15 protein-coding genes and 2 tRNA genes are annotated in these 18,817 nt (G+C 71.9%); 10 read left to right on the forward strand and 7 right to left on the reverse strand.

Annotated elements, in window-relative coordinates; genetic code table 11:
• The first annotated feature begins 153 nt into the window (after positions 1-153).
• Both ACE3TA_RS05905 and ACE3TA_RS05910 read left to right on the forward strand, forming a co-directional pair.
• Entirely contained in the window at positions 154-558 is a 405-nt protein-coding gene (locus ACE3TA_RS05905) for a BA14K family protein (protein WP_374571506.1), read from the forward strand.
• Positions 559-677: 119 nt separating this feature from the next.
• Positions 678-1,634: a calcium-binding protein gene (locus ACE3TA_RS05910; protein WP_374571508.1), complete on the forward strand. Its 957-nt coding sequence runs from the start codon at positions 678-680 to the stop codon at positions 1,632-1,634.
• A gap of 34 nt (positions 1,635-1,668) precedes the next feature.
• On the opposite strand, the gene ACE3TA_RS05915 is transcribed toward ACE3TA_RS05910, so the two are convergent.
• Complete coding sequence (locus ACE3TA_RS05915) at positions 1,669-3,144, reverse strand: replicative DNA helicase (RefSeq protein WP_374571510.1); 1,476 nt, start codon at positions 3,142-3,144, stop codon at positions 1,669-1,671.
• A gap of 239 nt (positions 3,145-3,383) precedes the next feature.
• On the opposite strand from ACE3TA_RS05915, the gene ACE3TA_RS05920 reads away from it, so the two are divergent.
• Positions 3,384-4,901, forward strand: coding sequence for a M20/M25/M40 family metallo-hydrolase (locus ACE3TA_RS05920; RefSeq protein ID WP_374571513.1), 1,518 nt, complete (start codon positions 3,384-3,386; stop codon positions 4,899-4,901).
• A 7-nt stretch (positions 4,902-4,908) separates the two neighbouring features.
• Here the strand turns inward: ACE3TA_RS05920 and ACE3TA_RS05925 are convergent, their stop codons facing one another.
• Genes ACE3TA_RS05925 through ACE3TA_RS05935 form a run of 3 tightly spaced genes read right to left on the reverse strand, consistent with a single transcriptional unit; the run spans position 4,909 to position 10,304 of the window.
• On the reverse strand, positions 4,909-6,159 hold the full coding sequence (locus ACE3TA_RS05925; RefSeq protein WP_374571515.1) for a TolC family protein: 1,251 nt from the start codon (positions 6,157-6,159) through the stop codon (positions 4,909-4,911).
• Positions 6,159-9,248 carry an efflux RND transporter permease subunit gene (locus tag ACE3TA_RS05930; RefSeq protein ID WP_374571517.1) on the reverse strand — a complete coding sequence of 1,030 codons (3,090 nt, stop codon included), beginning with the start codon at positions 9,246-9,248 and terminating at the stop codon, positions 6,159-6,161. The genes ACE3TA_RS05925 and ACE3TA_RS05930 overlap by 1 nt, the downstream gene beginning before the upstream one ends.
• A gap of 3 nt (positions 9,249-9,251) precedes the next feature.
• Positions 9,252-10,304, reverse strand: a complete 1,053-nt coding sequence (locus tag ACE3TA_RS05935) for an efflux RND transporter periplasmic adaptor subunit (protein ID WP_374571519.1) — start codon at positions 10,302-10,304, stop codon at positions 9,252-9,254.
• A gap of 175 nt (positions 10,305-10,479) precedes the next feature.
• Between ACE3TA_RS05935 and ACE3TA_RS05940 the strand changes: the two genes are divergently transcribed.
• Together ACE3TA_RS05940 and ACE3TA_RS05945 are read left to right on the forward strand one after the other, a co-directional pair.
• Entirely contained in the window at positions 10,480-11,133 is a 654-nt protein-coding gene (locus ACE3TA_RS05940; RefSeq protein ID WP_374571521.1) for a response regulator transcription factor, read from the forward strand.
• Between the two features lie 2 nt (positions 11,134-11,135).
• Positions 11,136-12,491, forward strand: a complete 1,356-nt coding sequence (locus ACE3TA_RS05945; protein ID WP_374571523.1) for an ATP-binding protein — start codon at positions 11,136-11,138, stop codon at positions 12,489-12,491.
• A 68-nt stretch (positions 12,492-12,559) separates the two neighbouring features.
• On the opposite strand, the gene ACE3TA_RS05950 is transcribed toward ACE3TA_RS05945, so the two are convergent.
• Positions 12,560-12,636 (reverse strand) — tRNA-Pro (locus ACE3TA_RS05950).
• Between the two features lie 126 nt (positions 12,637-12,762).
• Here ACE3TA_RS05950 and ACE3TA_RS05955 point away from each other — a divergent pair.
• Positions 12,763-12,836, forward strand: a tRNA-Gln gene (locus ACE3TA_RS05955).
• Positions 12,837-12,872: 36 nt separating this feature from the next.
• On the opposite strand, the gene ACE3TA_RS05960 is transcribed toward ACE3TA_RS05955, so the two are convergent.
• Positions 12,873-13,271 (reverse strand): cytochrome c family protein, encoded by a 399-nt coding sequence (locus ACE3TA_RS05960; RefSeq protein WP_374571526.1) that lies wholly within the window; start codon positions 13,269-13,271, stop codon positions 12,873-12,875.
• A complete protein-coding gene (locus tag ACE3TA_RS05965; protein ID WP_374571529.1) occupies positions 13,256-14,629 on the reverse strand; it encodes a hypothetical protein in 1,374 nt (457 codons plus the stop codon). Before ACE3TA_RS05965 ends, ACE3TA_RS05960 begins: the two co-directional genes overlap by 16 nt.
• Before the next feature lie 214 nt (positions 14,630-14,843).
• Between ACE3TA_RS05965 and ACE3TA_RS05970 the strand changes: the two genes are divergently transcribed.
• From ACE3TA_RS05970 to ACE3TA_RS05985, 4 genes are read left to right on the forward strand one after another with little or no spacing between them, the layout of a single operon-like run.
• Positions 14,844-15,293, forward strand: a complete 450-nt coding sequence (locus ACE3TA_RS05970; protein WP_374571531.1) for a host attachment protein — start codon at positions 14,844-14,846, stop codon at positions 15,291-15,293.
• A complete protein-coding gene (locus ACE3TA_RS05975) occupies positions 15,293-16,837 on the forward strand; it encodes a thymidine phosphorylase family protein (RefSeq protein WP_374571533.1) in 1,545 nt (514 codons plus the stop codon). Before ACE3TA_RS05970 ends, ACE3TA_RS05975 begins: the two co-directional genes overlap by 1 nt.
• Positions 16,834-18,456 carry an MBL fold metallo-hydrolase gene (locus tag ACE3TA_RS05980; protein ID WP_374571535.1) on the forward strand — a complete coding sequence of 541 codons (1,623 nt, stop codon included), beginning with the start codon at positions 16,834-16,836 and terminating at the stop codon, positions 18,454-18,456. The genes ACE3TA_RS05975 and ACE3TA_RS05980 overlap by 4 nt, the downstream gene beginning before the upstream one ends.
• A 24-nt stretch (positions 18,457-18,480) precedes the next feature.
• Positions 18,481-18,786: a hypothetical protein gene (locus ACE3TA_RS05985; RefSeq protein WP_374571537.1), complete on the forward strand. Its 306-nt coding sequence runs from the start codon at positions 18,481-18,483 to the stop codon at positions 18,784-18,786.
• Positions 18,787-18,817 lie beyond the last annotated feature (31 nt).

The following is an 18,817-nucleotide window of genomic DNA, read 5'->3' on the forward strand; positions in this document are numbered from 1 at the left end:
GCCTTTCGTCGAGCGCGGGAGGGTGCGCGAAAACGCCGGCCGGGGAAAGCCGTCGCGGGCCGTCATTTCCGTGGGCGCGCTTGAGCATGATCAAGGCGGCCGCCCCCGCGGCGGGGCCTCTTGCCATCACAGGGGCCTGAACGGAGACACCACATGCGAAACCCGATCCTCGCCAGCGCGCTCGCCGCGATCCTCGCCGTCGGCGCCGTCGCCGGCCCGGCCTCGGCCCAGCGTCCGCCGCCGCCGTCCCGCGAGCACTATGATGCGCGCCGTCCGCCGCCGCCCCCCGGCTGGAACCAGCGCTCGTGGGAATACCGTCAGTCCTACGTCTATCGGCGCGATCATCACTACGACGACCATTCCGACGCGGTCATCGCCGGCATCCTCGGCTTCGCCCTCGGCGCGGCCATCGCCGGCACCCAGGAGCAGAAGGCCGACGTGGCCGGCCGCCTGGACGACCCGGACTGGATCGCCTACTGCGCGCGCAAGTACAGCTCCTTCGACCCCCGCAGCGGCACCTATCTCGGCTATGACGGCCTGCGCCACTATTGCCGTTAGGCGATCCGGCCGGCGGCCGCCTCAACCCATGATGGCGGCCGCTTGACTGGAACACGGATTGCTTGTTCTCGCTCCGGATGGTTCAAGCTGAACCACGCTCGCAGTCTGGGGAGAGCTAGATGACTACCGTTACGATCAGCCAGGGCGCGTCCATTTCGGACCTGAACTCGGTGAATCTCAACACCGCTTCGGTGCTGACCGCGAACTCGAACACCATCACGGTCGCGTCGGGCGTGTTCGGCCTGACGATCAATGGATCGTTCCAGTACGACGCCTACGGCGACCTGACGACCAACGGCTCGATCACCGGCATCCATGTGACCATCAACGGCGCGCCGGCGGTGGACATCACCGACTTCAACAGCTCGATCTCCACCTGGGCCTCGGCGAGCGACTACGTGGTGGTCGCCCAGTCGCTGTACGGGGGCGCGGACCTGATGCACGGCTCCAGCGGCGCCGACAGCTTCGCCGGTTATGGCGGCTACGACACCATCTACGGCGGGGCCGGCAACGACACCATCGACGGCGGCGCGGGCGACAGCTTCCTGCGCGGCGAGGATGGGAACGATTCCATCATCGGCGGCGTCAACTTCGACTACATCAACGGCAACGCCGGGGCCGACACCGTCTCCGGCGGCGACGGCGTCGACTGGGTGGTCGGCGGCAAGGACGCCGACATCGTCCACGGCGACGCCGGCAACGACGTGGTCAACGGCAACATGGGCAATGACACCGTCTATGGCGACGACGGCGACGACTGGGTCCGCGGCGGCCAGGACAACGACAGCATCTCCGGCGGGGCGGGGAACGACTGGATCTCCGGCGACAAGGGCGACGACACCATCTCCGGCGGGACCGGGGCGGACGTCTTCCACTCCTTCGCCGGGGCCGGGATCGACCGCATCGTCGACTTCAGCCTGGCCGAGGGCGACCACATCCTGCTGGACGCCGGCACGACCTACACCGTCGCCCAGAGCGGCGCCGACACCGTCATCACCCTCGACGGCGGCGGCGAGGTGATCCTGGTCGGCGTGACCATGTCCTCGCTCACCGGCGACTGGATCTCCGTCGCCTGAGCCCAGAAACTTCACGCCCTGGCGGGCGTCGGCCTCAGTCGTAGTGGCCGTCGTAGGCCAGGTTGCCGAACTTGGTGGTGTTCTCGTCGAAGCTCAGCTTCACGGTGCCGATCGGGCCGTGGCGGTGCTTGCCGACGATGATCTCGGCCACGCCGGTGACCTGGTCCATCCGCTCCTGCCACTTGAAGTGCTCTTCAGTGCCTTCGCGCGGCTCGGCGCGGCTGAGGTAGTAGCTCTCCCGGTAGATCGACATCACCACGTCGGCGTCCTGTTCGATCGAGCCGGATTCGCGCAGGTCCGACAGCTGCGGGCGCTTGTCCTCGCGGTTCTCCACCTGGCGGGAGAGCTGGGCCATGGCCACCACCGGGATGTTCAGCTCCTTGGCCAGCGCCTTCAGGCTCTGGGTGATGAAGCTCACCTCCTGCACCCGGTTCTCGATGCGCGAGCCTTCGCCCACCGTGACGAGCTGCAGGTAGTCGACCATCAGCAGGTCCAGCCCCACCGAGCGCTTCAGCCGCCGCGCCCGGGCGGCGAGTTTGGCCATGGAGATGCCGCCGGTGGCGTCGATGTAGAGCGGGGCGTCCTGGATGGCCACGGCCGCGTCGCGCACCTTGGCGAACTCCACCGCGTCGATCTCGCCCTTGCGCAGCCGGTCGCCGGAGATGCCCGAGGCGTCGGCCAACAGGCGCATGGCCATCTGCTCGGGCGACATTTCGAGCTGGAAGAAGGCCACCACCCCGCCGGACACGGTCTTGCGGCTGCCGTCCGGCTGCGGCTCCCAGGCGTAGGCCTTGGCCGCGTTGAAGGCGATGTTGGCGGCCAGCGCGGTCTTACCCATCGAGGGGCGCGCGGCGATGATCACCAGGTCCGACTTGTGCAGTCCGCCCAGCTTGCGGTCCAGGTCGATCAGGCCGGTGGAGAGGCCCGCCAGCGCCCCGTCGCGGTTGTGCGCCTCGGCGGCCATCACGATGGCGCCGCGCAGGGCGTCGGCGAAGCTCACCAGCCCCTGGGTCGCCCCGCCGGTCTCGGCCAGGGCGTAGAGCTGCTGCTCGGCCTGTTCGATCTGGTCGCGGGCCGACAGCTCCGGGTCGCCGGTCTCCGCCGACTGGGCGATGTCGCCGCCGATGCGGATCAGGTCGCGGCGCAGGGCCAGGTCGTAGATCGAGCGGGCGTAGTCATAGGCGTTGGCCGCCGGCGGCGCGCGGTCCACCAGGTCGGCCAGGTAGCGCAGGCCGCCGAGCTCGTTGAACCCCTCGTCGGTGGCGAACTGCTCGGCCACCAGGATCGGCTCGGCGAGCTGGCCCTTGCGGATGTGGCTTTCGATGGCGGCGAACAGCCGGCCGTGGAACGGCTCGTAGAAGTGGCGGGTCTGCAGGAAGTCGCCGATCCGCTCGAACGCGCCGTTGTCGTAGAGCAGGCAGCCGAGCAGCGCTTGTTCGGCTTCGATGTTGGCGGGCGTGTGGCGGATCTGCTCACGTCCCGCTCCGGCGGGAAATTCGACGATGGGCATGGCTCACCCATATCCGAACGCGAGGTTAACAGCCCTAGGACAATGTGTCTTCGTCCCCAGGGAATCGCGGCCCTGTGGAAGGCTGGGGAGAAGGCCCCGTTCCGCGCCAGCTCTGCCGTCCTTGCGGGCGCCGCCGGCCCGCGCGGCGCTCTGATCGCGGTTCGCCGTTGGCGGCGCCGGGCGGGCGCCCCATCAACACCGCGGGCGAGCGGCCCGGTTCAGCGTTGGAGTGTCCGATCATGCGCAGCCTGTGCGCCGCCCTCGCCCTGGCGTGTCTTGCGGCCTTGCCGGCCCAGGCCGGAACCCCCCGGCACGAGAAGGCCGTCCGCGCCGCCGCCCAGGCCGATCTGCCGGAGTTCATCGACTTCCTGAAGATCCCCAACGTGGCCTTCCAGTCCTCGGCGAACATGCGCCGCAACGCCGACTGGGCCGAGGCCGCCTTCAAGCGCCACGGCTTCGCCGCCCGCCAGCTTCAGGACGGCGACACGCCGATGGTCTACGCCGAATGGCCGGCCGCCTCGCCGGCCAGGAAGACCGTGCTCTTCTACGCCCACATGGACGGCCAGGCGGTGTTCCCCAAGGAGTGGGACCAGCCCGACCCGTTCGTCCCGGTGCTGCGCGCCAAGGCGGCCGACGGGAGCCTGCAGGACCTGCCGCTGGAGCGCCTGACGAGCGGTACGACCGATCCGGAGTGGCGGCTCTTCGCCCGCTCGGCGGCCGACGACAAGGCGCCGATCCTGATGCTGATCGCGGCCATGGACGCGGTGAAGGCCCTGGGCTTGAAACCGGCGGTCAACGTCAAGGTGATCATCGATTCCCACGAGGAGGGCGGCCCGCCGACCCTGAAGGACGTGGTGGCCCGCAACGCCGAGCTCCTGAAGGCCGACGCGGTGGTCATGCTCGACGGGCCGATGCACGACACCAACCGGCCGACCCTGGTGTTCGGCCACCGCGGCGGCGCCGGCTTCACCCTCACCGTGTTCGGCGCGTCCGAGGATCTGCACAGCGGCCACTACGGCAACTTCGCGCCCAATCCGGCCTTCGGCCTGGCCCGGCTGGTCACCTCCATGAAGGACGCCGACGGCCGGGTGCTGATCCCCGGCTTCTACGAGGGGGTGGCGATGGACGCCGCGTCCAAGGCCGCCCGCGCCGCCGTGCCGGACGACGAGGCCGCCCTGCGCGCGCGCCTGGGCATCGCCGAGAGCGAGAAGGTCGGCGTCAGCTACCAGGAGGCCATGGCCTATCCCACGCTCAACATCACCGAGATGAAGGCGGGCGAGCCGGGCAGCCACCGCTCGATCATCCCCTCGTTCGCAACGGCGAGCTTCGATTCGCGCACCGTGCCGGGCACGCCGCCCGCCCGCCAGCTCGCCCTGGTCAAGGCCTGGGTCCAGCAGCAGGGCTATCATCTGGTCGATGGCGAGCCGACGGCCGAGGAGCGCGCGGCCTATCCGCTGCTGGCCTCGGTGAAGGGCGGCGGCGGCGCGCCGGCCCTGCAGACGCCGCTGGACGCGCCGGTGGGCGTCTGGGCCCGCAAGGCGCTCCTCGCCGAGTTCGGCCAGGAGCCGGTGCGCATCCCGATCATGGGCGGCGGCGTGCCGTCCTCGCCCTTCTCCCAGGGGCTGAAGGCGCCGGTGCTGCTGATCCCCCTCGTCAACAAGGACGACAACCAGCACGCGGCCAACGAGAACCTGCGCGTCGGCAATTACTTCGACGGCGCGCGCAGCCTGTTCAGCCTGGTGACGCAGCCGTTCTGAGGCGCGCCTACTCCTCCTCGGCGAGCCACAGCTCGTGGGCGTCCAGGGCGAGCTTGAGCATGGTGCGGTGGGCCTGGGCCCGCGCGGCCAGCTCGGCCCGGCGCGCCTCGAAGTCCTGCCGCTCGGCCATCAGCCGCTCTGAAAGGTCGCGCTCGCCGAGTTCGTAGGCCCGGCCCACCCGCTTGGCCGCCTGCTGCGAGGCGGCCTGCGCCGTGCTGGCCGCGCGCCAGGCGTCCAGCGCCGATGAGGCGGCGATCACGTCGGCCTGGGCGGTGGCGCGCACGTCGCGGGCGACCATGGCGAAGCGCGCCTCGGCGGCCGAGGCCTGCGCGGCCTGGCGGTCGGCCGCGGCGCTGCGGCGCGGGCCGCTGAACGGGATCGAGACGAACACGCCCATCCCGGTCTCGTCGCCGCCGCGCTCGGAGAAGGTGCGCACCCCCAGCGTCGGGTCGGGCACGCGGTCCTGCGCCGTGCGCCGGGCGATGAAGCGTTCGCGGTCGGCCAGGGCGCGGGCGATGGTGATCTCGTGGCTGCGCTCGAGCACGATCGCCGGCCAGGCTTCGAACGGTCGGGTCGGCGCGGCCGGGTCGGGCAGGGCCGGCGCGCGCGCCGGCGCCAGGCCCGGGAACATGAACTCCAGCTCGGCCTTGGCCGCGGCTTCCTCGCCGGCCGCCTGGGCCGCGGCCGCGCGGGCCCGCGCCTCGGCGCCCTGGGCCAGCTCCAGGTCGAGCTGGGAGGCGTCCTTCAGCTCCACGCGGCGGGTCAGGGCGGCGGCCTCGCTGGCGTAGGTGGAAAGCTCGGCGTCGGCCAGGTCCCGGCGTCCGGCGGCCTCGGCCCAGGCGACCCAGCGGTCGGCCAGGAGCAGCGAGGCCTGGTGGCGCGCGTCGTCCACCCCGTCCTCGGCGGCCTTCAGCCCGGCGCGGCCGGCGGCTCGGTCCAGGGCGGCCTTGCCCGGCAGGCGCACCCCGCGGGCGGCCTGCACCGACCATTCGGCGTAGTCGCCTTCCTTGCGCACCTTGCGGTCGTCGTAGGTGGCCGTGACCAGGGTCTCGTGCTCCCCGGCGTTCAGGATGCGCTGGTCGGCGCGGGCCGAGGCCAGCATGGCCCGCGCCTCGGCGAGCTGCGGCGTGGAGCCCAGCACCTCCAGGATCATGGTGTCCGGCGGCAGGTAGCCGGGCCGGACCAGGCCCGGTTCGGCGGCGAGCGCCGCGGCCGGCGCAAGGGTCAGGGCCGCGGCGAGAAGGGCGAGCGCGCGCATCAGTCTGCGGTCTCCTGGGCGACGGCGCCGCGTTCGAGGCCGAAACGCCGATAGAGGATGGGAAGCATGATCAGGGTCAGGAAGGTCGAGGTGACGAGGCCGCCCACGACGACGATGGCCAGCGGCTTCTGGATTTCCGAGCCCGGCCCGCTGGCCAGCAGGAGCGGCACCAGGCCCAGCGCGGTGATGGAGGCGGTCATCAGCACCGGCCGCAGCCGGCGCCGCGCGCCCTCGGTCACCGCCTGGTCCATGCTCAGGCCGCGCTGGATCAGGTCGTTGAAGTGCGAGACCAGCACCAGGCCGTTCAGCACCGCGATCCCCAGGAGGGCGATGAAGCCCACCGAGGCCGGCACCGACATGTACTGGCCCGACGCCCACAGGCTCAGCATCCCGCCGATCACCGCGAAGGGGATGTTGGCCAGGATCAGCAGCGCCTGGCGCACCGAGCGCAGGGTGACGAACAGCACCAGGAAGATCAGGCCCAGCGCGGCCGGCACCACCACGGCCAGGCGCGCGGCGGCGCGGCGCTGGTTCTCGAACTGGCCGCCCCACACCAGCCGGTAGCCCTGCGGCATCGGCACGTCGCGGGCCACCCGTTCCTGGGCCTCCTTGACGAAGCCCACCAGGTCTCGGCCGGTCACATAGGCCTGCACGACGGCGAAGCGCGAGGCGTTCTCCCGGTCGATCTTCACCGGGCCCTGCACGCGCTCCACGCGGGCCAGGTCGCCGACCCTGGCGAAGCCGCCGTCGGGGGTGGCGATCTCCACCTGCTCCAGGGCTTCGGGCCGGGCGCGGGCGTCCTCGGGGCCGCGCACCAGCACCGGCGTGCGCCGGCCGGGCTCGAACACCACGCCGGCGGGCACGCCTTCGACCTGCGAGCGCAGTTCGCTCTGCACCGCCTCGATCGACAGGCCCGCGCGGCTCGCTGCGCCGCGGTCCATCTGCAGTTGCAGGTAGTCCACGCTGTCGCCGGCCACGGTGTAGACGTCCGCAGCGCCGGGGGTCGCCTTGATGGTCGCCTGGATGCGGGTGGCCAGGTCGCCCAGCGTCGCCAGGTCCGGCCCGAACACCTTCACCGCCAGGTCGCCGCGGCTGCCGGTCAGCATCTCCGACACCCGCATCTCGATCGGCTGGGTGAAGGCCGAGTCCACGCCGGGGAAGTCGGCGGCCACCTTGCGGATCTGGTCGGTCAGCCAGGCCTTGTCCTTGCGCCGCCATTCGCTCTTGGGCGCCAGCTCCATGAAGCTGTCGGTCTCGTTCAGGCCCATCGGGTCCAGGCCCAGCTCGTCGGAGCCGACGCGGGCGATGATCCGCTTCACCTCGGGCACCCGCTGCAGCACGGCGCGCTGCACGGCCATGTCCTGCTTGGCGCTTTCATCGAGGTTGATCGACGGCAGCTTGGCCAGCTGCATCAGGATCGCGCCCTCGTCCATGGTCGGCATGAAGCTCTTGCCGATGAAGACGTAGCCCACGCCCGCGGCCGCCATGCCGACCAGGGCCGCGGCGATCACCGGCGTCGGCTTGGCCAGCGAGCGGGCCAGCAGCCGCTCGTAGAACGGCCCGATCTTGCGCATCAGCCAGGCTTCGTGGTGCGCCGCCGGCTTCAGCAGGAACGAGGCCAGCACCGGGATCAGGGTGAACGACAGCACCAGCGAGGCGGCCAGGGCGAAGACGATGGTCAGGGCCACCGGCGCGAACAGCTTGCCCTCCAGGCCCTGCAGGCTCAGCAGCGGCATGAACACCAGGCAGATGATCAGCACGCCGGAGACCACCGGCACGGCCACTTCGCGGGCGGCCTCGTAGATCAGGTGCAGCTTGCGCGAGACCGAGGCGCTGGGGTCGGTCAGCCGCTCGACGGTGTTCTCCACCACCACCACGGCCGCGTCCACCAGCATGCCGATGGCGATCGCCAGCCCGCCCAGGCTCATCAGGTTGGCCGACAGGCCGAAGAGGCGCATCAAGAGGAAGGTCGACAGGGCCGCGAACGGCAGGGTCACCGCCACCACCACGGCCGCGCGCCATTCGCCCAGGAACAGCATCAGGAGGATCACCACCAGCACGGTGGCCTCCATCAGCGCGTGGGTGACCGTGCCGGTCGCCCGTTCCACCAGCTCGGAGCGGTCGTAGAACGGCTTGATCTGCACGCCCGGCGGCAGGCCCTTCTTCACCTCCTCCAGCCGCGCCTTGACCTCGCCGACCACGGCCTTGGCGTCGGCGCCGCGCAGGGCGATGACGATCGCCTCGGCGGTCTCGCCCTTGCCGTCCTCGGTGACGGCTCCGTAGCGGGTCAGCGCGCCGGTGCGCACCTCGGCCACGTCGCCCAGCCGCACCGTCCCGCCGCCAGGCAGGGCGATGGCGGTGTCGCGCAGGTCGTCCAGCGAGGTCGCCGCGCCCACCACCCGCACGATCAGGGCTTCCTCGCCCTCGGTCAGGCGCCCGGCGCCGTCGTTGCGGTTGGCCGCCTCGACGGCGGTCTTCAGCTCGGCCGCGGTCAGGCCCGCGCTCGCCAGGGCGGCGGGGTCGGGAATGATCTCGAAGGCGCGCGCCCGGCCGCCCAGCACGTTGACGTCGGCCACGCCCGGCAGGCCGCGCAGCGCCGGCCGCACGGTCCAGTCCAGCAGCGTGCGGCGCTCCTCCAGGCTGAGGCCGCCGCCCTCCAGGGTGAACATGTAGACGTCGGACAGGGGCGTCGAGATCGGCGAAAGTCCGCCGCTGACGATCGACGGCAGGCTCGCCATGGCGTTGGACAGCCGCTCGGCGGTCTGCTGGCGGGCCCAGTAGACGTCGGTGCCTTCCTTGAAGTCGAGGGTGATGTCGGCGATCGCGTACTTGGCCGTGGAGCGCAGCATCACCTGCTTGGGAATGCCCAGCAGCTCCATCTCAAGGGGCGTGATGACCTGGTTTTCGACCTCCTCGGGGGTCATGCCGGGGGCCTTCAGGATGATCTTCACCTGGGTCGGCGAGATGTCGGGGAAGGCGTCCACCGGCAGGTTGCGATAGGCCGACCAGCCCGCCGCCATCAGGGCGAAGGCGGCGACGAGGATCATCAGGCGCTGCGACAGCGCCACGGAGACGAGACGGGAAAGCATCGGTCAGCGCCCCGCCGCGGCCTTGAGCTGGCTCACGCCGGCGCTTGCGACCATGGTCCCGGCGGAAAGGCCGGAGACCACCGCGTGGGTGGCGGACACGCCGTGCACCGTCACGTACTGCGGCCGGTAGCCGTCGGCCGCGCGCACGAACACCGCGTCGCGGCCCTCGATCCGCGTCAGGCTGGCCCTGGGCAGGGAAACCGCCCCCGCCGGCGCCTGGCCCATCACCGTGACCGACACGGCCCGTCCGGGCGCCAGGCCCGTGCCGGCGGGCAGCTCGGCGCGCAGCATGGCCGAGCGGGTGCGCGGGTCGATCGCCGTGCCGGCGGCCACCACCTTGCCGCGCACGCCGCCCACCTCGACGCCGGCGCCCACCTTGACCTTGCCGATCAGCGCGGCCGGCAGGCGGGCTTCCACCCACAGCTTCTCGTCGCGGTCGATGACGATGGCCGGGGCCATGGCCTCCACCCCGCCGCCGGGCTGCAGGTTGAGCTGGGAGACGTGGCCGGCGATCGGCGCGCGCAGGGCGTATTCGCCGGCCCGGCCGGTCGATCCGCCGGCGCTGGCCAAGAGGCGGCTGTTCTCGGCGGCCATCGCCCGGGCCTGGGCCGCGCGGGCCTCGGCCTCCTCGGCGCGGGCGCCGGCGATGATGCCTTCCTCGGCCAGGGTCCGCGTGCGCTTGGCCGCGGCGTTGGCGGCCCGCGCCTCGGCCTGGGCCGAGATCAGCTCGGACGACACCCGCAGCGCGTCCTGGCTGAACACGGTGGCCAGCCGCTGGCCGGCCTTCACCGGCTGGCCTTCCAGCACGTCCACCTGCACGACGGTCCCGGCGAACGGCGCCGAGACGATCACCCGCCCGTTCAGCGGCGGCGTCGCCACGCCGGGCAGGGTCGCCAGCGCCGCCTCGGCGGCGGGCGCCGCGGCGGTGGTGCGAAGGCCCATGTTGCGCGCCTGGGCCGCGGTCACCTGCACGGAGGCCGGGGCCGCGGCTGCGGCGAAGGGCAGGGCCAGGGCGAGCACGCTCGCGGCGAGCGCCCAATTGCGTCGTCTGGACATCAGAATTTCCCGAGGCGCGCCGGGGAGGGGGCGCTCCACGGCTGTCTGGCCCTGCGCCCTGAAACCTCCCTGAACTGAAGCTGAAACGAAGCTGAAAGCGCCGAACGGCCGCACCCCGCTTTCAGGCAGGTTTCAGGTGGACCATGTTACGCCGGCCCCCGAAAACGAGGCGAAGATGCGGATCCTGCTTGCTGAAGACGACGCTGAACTCGCGCGCCGCCTGGGTGCGGCGCTGGGCGAGGCCGGATTCGCCGTGGACTACGCCGCCGACGGCGACGACGCCCTGTTCCTCGGCGAGACCCAGGATTTCGACGCGGTGGTGCTCGACCTCGGCCTGCCCAAGCTCTCCGGCCTGGAGGTGCTCAAGCGCTGGCGCAGGGCCGGCCGCGACGTGCCGGTGCTGGTGCTCACCGCCCGCGACGCCTGGACCGAGCGGGTCGAGGGGCTGAACGCCGGCGCCGACGACTACATGGGCAAGCCCTTCCAGGCCGCCGAGGTGGTGGCCCGCCTGCGCGCCCTGGTGCGCCGCTCGGCCGGGGGCGCCTCGCCGGTCCTGCGCCTGGGCGACATCACCCTGGACGCCGCCGCCGGCGTCGTGGAGGTGGCCGGCCGTCCCATCGAGCTCACCGCGCGCGAGCTGCGCATCCTGGTCTATCTGATGCACCGCACCGGCCGGATCGTCTCCCAGGCCGAGCTGATCGACCACGTCTACGCCATGGACGATGTGCGCGAGTCCAACACCATCGAGGTCTACATCGCCCGCCTGCGCAAGAAGCTCGGCCGCGACGCGATCCGCACGATCCGCGGCCTCGGCTATCGGATGGGATGAGCATGCAGCGGATCTGGAAGAGCTTCCGCGCGCGGCTGATCATCGGTTCGGTGGTCTGGATCTGCGTGGGCGTGGCGGTCAGCGGCGTGGCCCTGTCCGAGCTCTTCCGCGCGCACGTCACCGAACAGTTCGACGGCGAGCTGCACGGCCACGCCGCCGAACTCGCCGCCCTGGTCGACCTGGACGCCAAGGGCCGGCCCTATCTGCACCGCCGCCTCAGCGACCCGCGCTTCCTGCCCAAGGGCTCGGGCTTCTACTGGCAGATCGACGCCTCCGACGGCCAGACCGCCGCCTCGCCCTCGCTGGCCGGCGCCACCCTGCCGCTGGACGGGCCGGCCCCGGCGCCGGGCGTGGAGCGCCACTCCTTCATCGACGGGCCCACCGGCCAGGTGCGCCTGGTGCAGCGCGCGGTGCGGCTGGCCCACTCCGACGAGACCCTGCGCATCGGCATCGGCGCCGACGAGCGGCTGCTGCAGGCCGTGCTGGCCGACTTCAACCGCACCCTGGCGCTCTCGCTCGGCGTCATCGCCCTGGGCCTGATCGCCGCGGCCTTCCTGCAGGTGTGGTTCGGCCTGCAGCCGCTGGCCAAGGTCCGCGCCAGCCTCGCCGACGTGCGCCAGGGCCGCATCGACCGGCTGCCCTCCGACGCGCCCGACGAGGTCATGCCCCTGGTGGACGACCTGAACGCCCTGATCGACGCCAATCACGAGATGATCCGCCGCGCCCGCGCCCAGGCCGGCAACCTGGCCCACGGGCTGAAGACGCCGCTGGCCATCCTGGTGGACGAGGGCGAGCGCCTGCGCGCGGCGGGCGACGCCCCGGCCGCCGACGTGATCCTCGCCCAGTGCGACCGCATGCGCCGCCAGATCGACTACCAGATCGCCCGCGCCCGGGCGGCCGCCTCGCGCAGCGCGCCGGGCGCGGCGGCCGATGTGGTCGCCAACCTGGATTCGGTGATGGCGGCCATGCGGCGCCTGCACGGCCGCCGCGGCGTGAGCTTCGGCCACGCCGCCGAGCGCCCGCTCGTCGCCGCCGTCGAGGCCCAGGACCTGAGCGAGATGGTCGCCAACCTCGTCGACAACGCCGGCAAGTGGGCCGCCTCGCGGGTGGAGGTCGCCGCCTACGCCCCGGCCAAGGATTTGGTGCGCATCACCGTCGACGACGACGGCCCCGGCCTGCCGCCGGAGGCCTGGGACGTGGTGTTCAACGTCGGCCAGCGGCTGGACGAACAGGCGCCCGGCTCGGGTCTGGGCCTGTCCATCGTCCGCGACCTGGCCGTGCTCTACGGCGGGCGCGTATGGCTCGAGCAGGCCCCGCTCGGCGGCCTGCGCGCCGTCCTGGAGCTGCCGCGCGCCTGAGGCGGCCGGCCCCTTGGCGCACGGGATATTCGAGGGAAGGGATGGTCCCGCTCGGGCGGCGGGATGAATGGTCGGAGTGGCAGGATTTGAACCTGCGACCCCCGCGTCCCGAACGCGGTGCTCTACCAGACTGAGCCACACTCCGACTTGGGAGCGGGCCTTATAGAGGACGCTTTTCGACCCCGCAAGCGACCGCTGGGGCGTTGCATCGCAAATCGGGTTGAGCTATCTCCACCGCCTCGCGCGGGGCTGACCCCGTCGCCGTTCCTGCTGGGGAATGGTGTAATGGTAACACTGCGGTTTTTGGTACCGTCATTCTAGGTTCGAGTCCTAGTTCCCCAGCCACATCTCCCCCCGATCCGTCGCCAAGGCCGCTCCGGCCTATTTCAGCGAGTCGAGATAGGCGATCACGTCGTCGAGCTGCCTGGGGTCGTGCAGGCCCGGATACATGGCCATGCGCGTGCCCGGCACCATCCGCGCCGGCGCCGGCAGATAGGCGTGCAGGCGCTCGTCGGTCCAGGTGAAGGTCTGCGCGCGCATCGCCGGGGAATAGGGAAAGCCCGCCGCCGTGGCGGCCTTTCGGCCGACCACGCCGAACAGGGGCGGTCCCATCATGCCTGCGCCGTTCGGCGCGGCGGAGTGGCACATGGAGCATTGGGCGGCGAACACCGCCTTGCCGTGCGCGGCGTTTCCCGGCGCTCCGGCGAAAGCGGCGCCCGCCGTGCAAAGCAGGGCCAGGGCCGCGCCCGCCGCCAGCGGGGCCGTCAGTAGGCGAACCATGCGAACACCCTCGCCGTGTTGTTGTCCGATGCGTTCCGCCCCAGGCCGTCATAGTTCTTCCGCGCGCCGTCGAAGCGGTCGTAGAGCGTGTACTGCAGGCCGACGCGGACGTTGAACCGCGGGCCCAGCGGCGACCCGCCATGGCCGAACGGGGTGTGGTCCACCTGGAACATCAGGCCCGAGCTGTCCGGTTTGAGCGTCCGGTCGTCGGCGTAGAGCACCGGATTGGCCGGGCCGAAGGTGTCGAACGCCCCGATCGTGAAGCCCAGCATGCCGTCGGGCCGGTAGTAGGACGCGTCGGCGCGCAGGTCGTTCAGCCGGCCCTTGGCGCAGCCGGCGCTCATCGCGGCCAGGGCGCAGGTGGCGTCCAGGGTCTCCTGCTCATGCGTATAGCGGCCGTTCAGCGTCAGCGTGCCCCCGTGGCCGAGGGTCTTCAGGAACGAGGCGTCCAGGCCCAGGTCGGTGTAGCGGTCGCTTCCGGCCGAGGCGACGCGGCCCGGATGGATGTCGGCCCGCAGGCCGAAGGCGCCGAGCTCCAGCGATCCGCCGCCGACCCCGCGCTGCAGGGCGACCCGGCCGTAGGGCGCCAGCCCGTCGATGTCGCCCGGATCGAACGGATCGGCGCCCAACCGCGCCAGGCTGTTCGCCCCAGGCGAGCCGTAGGCCCCGGCCTCGACGAACACCGTCGAATTGATCCAGGCGTAGGCGGTCAGGCCCAGGCTGTCCTGCGCCAGGGCGCCGGAGAGCAGGGGCTCGGCGGCCGGGGAGGGGGCCAGCGCCGAGTCGGTGTAGGGATAGCCCCACGCCGCCAGGGTGTTCCACGGGTCGGACACGGTCGGCGAATTGTTCAGGCTGGCGCCGTAGAGCACGTCGGCGCCCTTGATCTGCGCCCGGCCGATCGCCCTCAGGTCCAGGTTGTCCCAGGCCCAGGCCTTGTCCACGCCGTCGTAGGTGGTCTGCACGAACCCGCCCAGGTGGGCGTTCACGCGGCCGGCGACGAATATGCTGGCCTGGTCCAGGGTGATGGCGCCGTTGGCGTGGAACCCGGCCGCGGGCAGGTCCGGCTGGTCCTCCTGCGTGCGCACGTAGGAGGCCACGGCCATCACCGAGATCGGGGTGGTGACGCCGTCCGAGCCCAGCGTGTAGCCCTGCATCTTGAAGGCGCGGCCGAAGGCGGTGAGCTGCGGGCCGAACCCGCCCACGTGGCAGGTCTGGCAGGGCTGGCCGGTCTGGACCGCGAAGCTGGGCACGGCTTCGGCTTCGGGAACGGCCAGACAGAACAGGGCCGCGGCGAGCGCCGCCCAGAACCAGGCCAAAAGGCCGCTTCGGAAGTGTCCGGGAAGACGCAAGGCGTGCATGAGCTCTCCATCCGTAATGGAGCTCTCCCTTCCCTGAGCGAGGGCTAGCCATGGCGCAGCCGCGGCGCATTGACTATCGTCAATGTCCGGCCGCCGGCCCGGCCGAAGGTGACGCCCCGCGCCGGCGAACCGGGAGCGGGGCGCCGCGTTTGATTTCGATCACGGAGGCGCAGGCGGGCCCGTCGCATGGTCCGCCGCGAATAAGGAGACGCTGATGACCCCGGATGGACGGACCTTGGTGGTGGTGGCCGATGGCCGCAATGCTCGCGTGTTCGAGGAGGCTCGCCGCGACGGACCGCTGCACGAACGGGACGAATGGCTGAAGGACCTGCCCGGCTACAAGGTCGGCGCCGGCACCGCTCCTGGCCGGGTCTACGACCGCATGGGCCACGCCTCCCACGGCGTGACCTCCGAAACGCCCCATGACAAGGGCGAGCATGCGTTCCTCGTCGGCCTGGTGGGCGAGCTGGAGCGAATCGTCCGCGATCATGCGTTCGATGACCTGGTGCTGATCGCCCCGCCGCGCGCCCTCGGCGTGCTGCGCGAGGCCCTGCCCAAGGGCCTGGAGCGCAAGCTCAAGGAGACCGAGCCGCACGACCGCGTGGGCGCCACCGCCGAGGAGCTGCACCACGCGCTGCACGCCCTTCGCGTGAAGAGCGCCTGATGGCGGATGACGCGCCGCCGGCCGCCGAGCTCACCGCCGCGGCCGGGACGCTGAAGGCCCAGCCCCTGGGGCTCGACACCTTCCGCGAAAACATCGTCGTGCTGGCCCGGTGCAGCCACGTGCTCCGGCCCGAACGCCTGCGCGGCTCGCGCAAGGTCGAGGTGCAGGCCAACGGCCGCACGCTGATGGCCTCCACCATGATCGGCGACGATCACCTGGTCGGCCCCGACGAGATCGGCCTGCCCCAGCCCCTCTTCCGGCGGCTGGGCGTCAAGCCGGGCGACCCGGTGCAGATCGCCCCGGCGCGCCCGCCCAAGAGCCTGGCCGCCATCCGCGACAAGGTGGCCGGCGTCTCCCTGGACGAAGAGGCCTTCACCGCCGTCGCCCGCGACCTGGCCGACCACCGCTGGAGCGACATGGAGGTGGCCGCCTTCCTGATCGCCTGCGCCAGCTTCATGTCGCCGGAAGAGACGCTGGCCCTCACCAAGGGCATGGTCGCCGCCGGCTCGCGCCTGGACTGGGACGGCCGCCTCGTGGTGGACAAGCACTGCATCGGCGGCATTCCCGGCAACCGCACCTCGCTGCTGGTGGCGCCGATCGTCGCCGCCCACGGCCTGACCATGCCCAAGACCTCCTCGCGGGCGATCACCTCGCCGGCGGGCACGGCCGACACCATGGAGGTGCTGGCCCGGGTCGATCTCCTCGAGGACCAGATGCGCGCCGTGGTCGAGCGCTGCGGCGCCTGCATCGTCTGGGGCGGGCGAGTGAACCTGTCGCCGGCCGACGACGTGCTGGTCTCGGTGGAGCGGCCGCTGTCCATCGACACGCCCGAGCAGATGGTCGCCTCGATCCTGTCCAAGAAGGTCGCCGCCGGCGTCGACAAGCTGGTGCTCGACCTGCCAGTGGGCCCCTCGGCCAAGCTGCGCGACGGCCGCGAGGCGCTTCGCCTGAAGAAGCTCTTCGAATACGTCGCCTCGCACCTGGGCCTGGAGGTCGACATCCTGTTCACCGACGGCTCCCAGCCGATCGGCCGCGGCGTCGGCCCGGTGCTGGAGGCGCGCGACGTGGCCGCCGTGCTGGCGGGCGATCCCGACGCGCCGGCCGACCTGCGCGAGAAGGCCATCCGCCTGGCTGGCCGCGTGCTCGACCTCGACCCGGCCCTGCCGGGCGGCCAGGGCGAGCACCGCGCGCGCGAGCTGCTGGATTCCGGCGCGGCGCAGGCCAAGATGGACGCCATCATCGCCGCCCAGGGCCCGTCGCCGCTGCATGACGCCGCCCTCGGCGCCCTGGTGCACGAGGTCAGGGCCGCGTCCACCGGCCCGATCCTCGGCATCGACTGCCTGCGCATCGCCAACGTGGCCCGCCTGGCCGGCGCGCCCACCGACGCCGGCGCCGGCGTGGAGCTGCTCAAGCGGGTCGGCGACACGGCCAAGGCCGGCGAGCCCGTCTATCGGATCTACGGCTCCGATCCCTCTGATTTCGGCTTCGCCGTGGAGGCCGCCGAGGCCGACTGCGGCGTCGCCATGGTAGGCGCGTTGAAATGACCCCCACGATCACTTTCCACGGCGCGGCCGGCTGCGTGACCGGCTCGTGCATGGAGCTGCGCACCGAGACCGCGCGCGTGCTCGTCGACTGCGGCATGTTCCAGGGCCCCAAGACCCTGAAGGCGCTCAACTACGAGCCGTTCCCCTTCGACGCGCACGAGATCGACGCGGTCCTGCTGACCCACGCGCACATCGACCACTCGGGCCTCTTGCCCAAGCTGATGCGCGCCGGCTTCAAGGGGCCGATCTACACCACCGCCGCCACCCGCGACCTGTGCACCGTCATGCTGGCCGATTCCGCCGGCATCCAGGAAAGCGAGGTGCGCTACCTCAATCGCCGCAACGAGCGGCGCGGCCGCCCGCCCGTCGAGCCGATCTACACCAAGCGCGACGCCGCCCGCGTGATGAAGCAGTTCGAGCGCGTGAAGCTCGGCGAGACGGTCGAGGTCGTCCCCGGCGTCAGCGCCGTCTACTGGGAGGCCGGCCACATCCTCGGCTCGGCCTCGATCGAGGTGCATGTCGAGGGCGACGAGGGACCGATCAAGCTCCTGTTTTCCGGCGACCTCGGTCCCGGCGGCAGCGAGTTCGTCGGCGACCCGCAGGGCCCGTCCGGGATCGACCACCTGATCATGGAGTCCACCTACGGCGACCGCGAGCGCCGGAACCTGGACGCCGCCGGCCGCCGCGCCGCCCTGGCCGAGGAGCTGCGCCAGGCCCACGCCGCGGGCGGCCCGCTCCTGATCCCGTCCTTCGCCGTCGAGCGCACCCAGGAGCTGCTGGCCGACCTCCTGACCGTCATGGACGACGGCGAGGCGCCGGCTGGCGACATCTTCCTGGACTCCCCGCTGGCCATCGAGGCCACCGAGGTCTTCCTCGAGCGCGGCTGGAATCCCCAGGCCGGGCGCAATCCGTTCCAGGAGGTGCGTCCTTCCGGGCGGCTGCGCTTCATGTCCAAGCCGTGGGAGAGCGACAGCCTGGAGCGGCTGCGCGGCTGGCACGTGATCCTCGCCGCCAGCGGCATGTGCGACGCCGGCCGCATCCGCAAGCACCTCAAGCGCCTGCTGTGGCGCAAGGACGCCACGGTGCTGCTTTCCGGCTTCCAGGCCGCCGGCACCCTCGGCCGCCTGCTGGCCGACGGCGCCCAGCGCGTCTCCATCCAGGGCGACGAGGTGCGCGTCCACGCCCGCGTGCGCATGCTCGACGTCTATTCCGGCCACGCCGACGCCGAGGCGCTGACCGACTGGGCCAAGGCCCGCGCGCCGGTGGCCGGCTCCATCTTCCTCGACCACGGCGAGCCGGACGCCGTGCGCGGCCTGATCGCGCGCCTGGAGGCGGCCGGCTTTCCCGCCGACCAGCTCGTCGCTCCGGAGATGGACGAGACCTTCAAGCTGCGTCGCGCCCGCGCCGAGGCGGCCGAGGGCGCGCCCGCGCGCCTGGCGCCGCGCCGGGCCGCCGCGCCCGACTGGCACAACGCCCGCGCCAGGCTGCTCATGGCGCTCAGTGAGGCGCTGGAGGCCGCCCCCGATGACGACGCCCGCGAGGCGCTCATCGCCCATCTGCAGGGCGCGCTCGATGTTGACCTGCGTCAACGCAAAGAGCCCGCGGAAGCCGCCCAATAGGGTCACCAGCAACGGAGCTCCCCAATGAGCAAGACCTCCATGGAACGCCTCTCGGAAGACGCCGGCGAAGTGATGGAAGACGTCGTCGCCAATCTGAAGACCATGGCCGAGCATCTGCGCGCCGACACCGGCGACAAGCTCTCCCAGACCGCCGTCGCCCTGGCCCACGCCGCCGTGGAGCTGGCCGAGGACGCCAAGGCCCGCTCCAAGGACATGGCCAAGAAGGCCGGCCAGGAGATTCGCGAGCATCCGGCGGCCACCGCCGCCATCGCCGCGGCCGCCGTGGCGCTGATCGGCGTGGCTGTGGCGCGCCGCAAGCACGAAGCGTAGCCTGCCTCCAAACGGAGTCGTCGGCGGGGAG

The sequence above is a fragment of the Phenylobacterium sp. genome, from assembly GCF_041916435.1.
Taxonomy (GTDB): Bacteria; Pseudomonadota; Alphaproteobacteria; order Caulobacterales; family Caulobacteraceae; genus Phenylobacterium.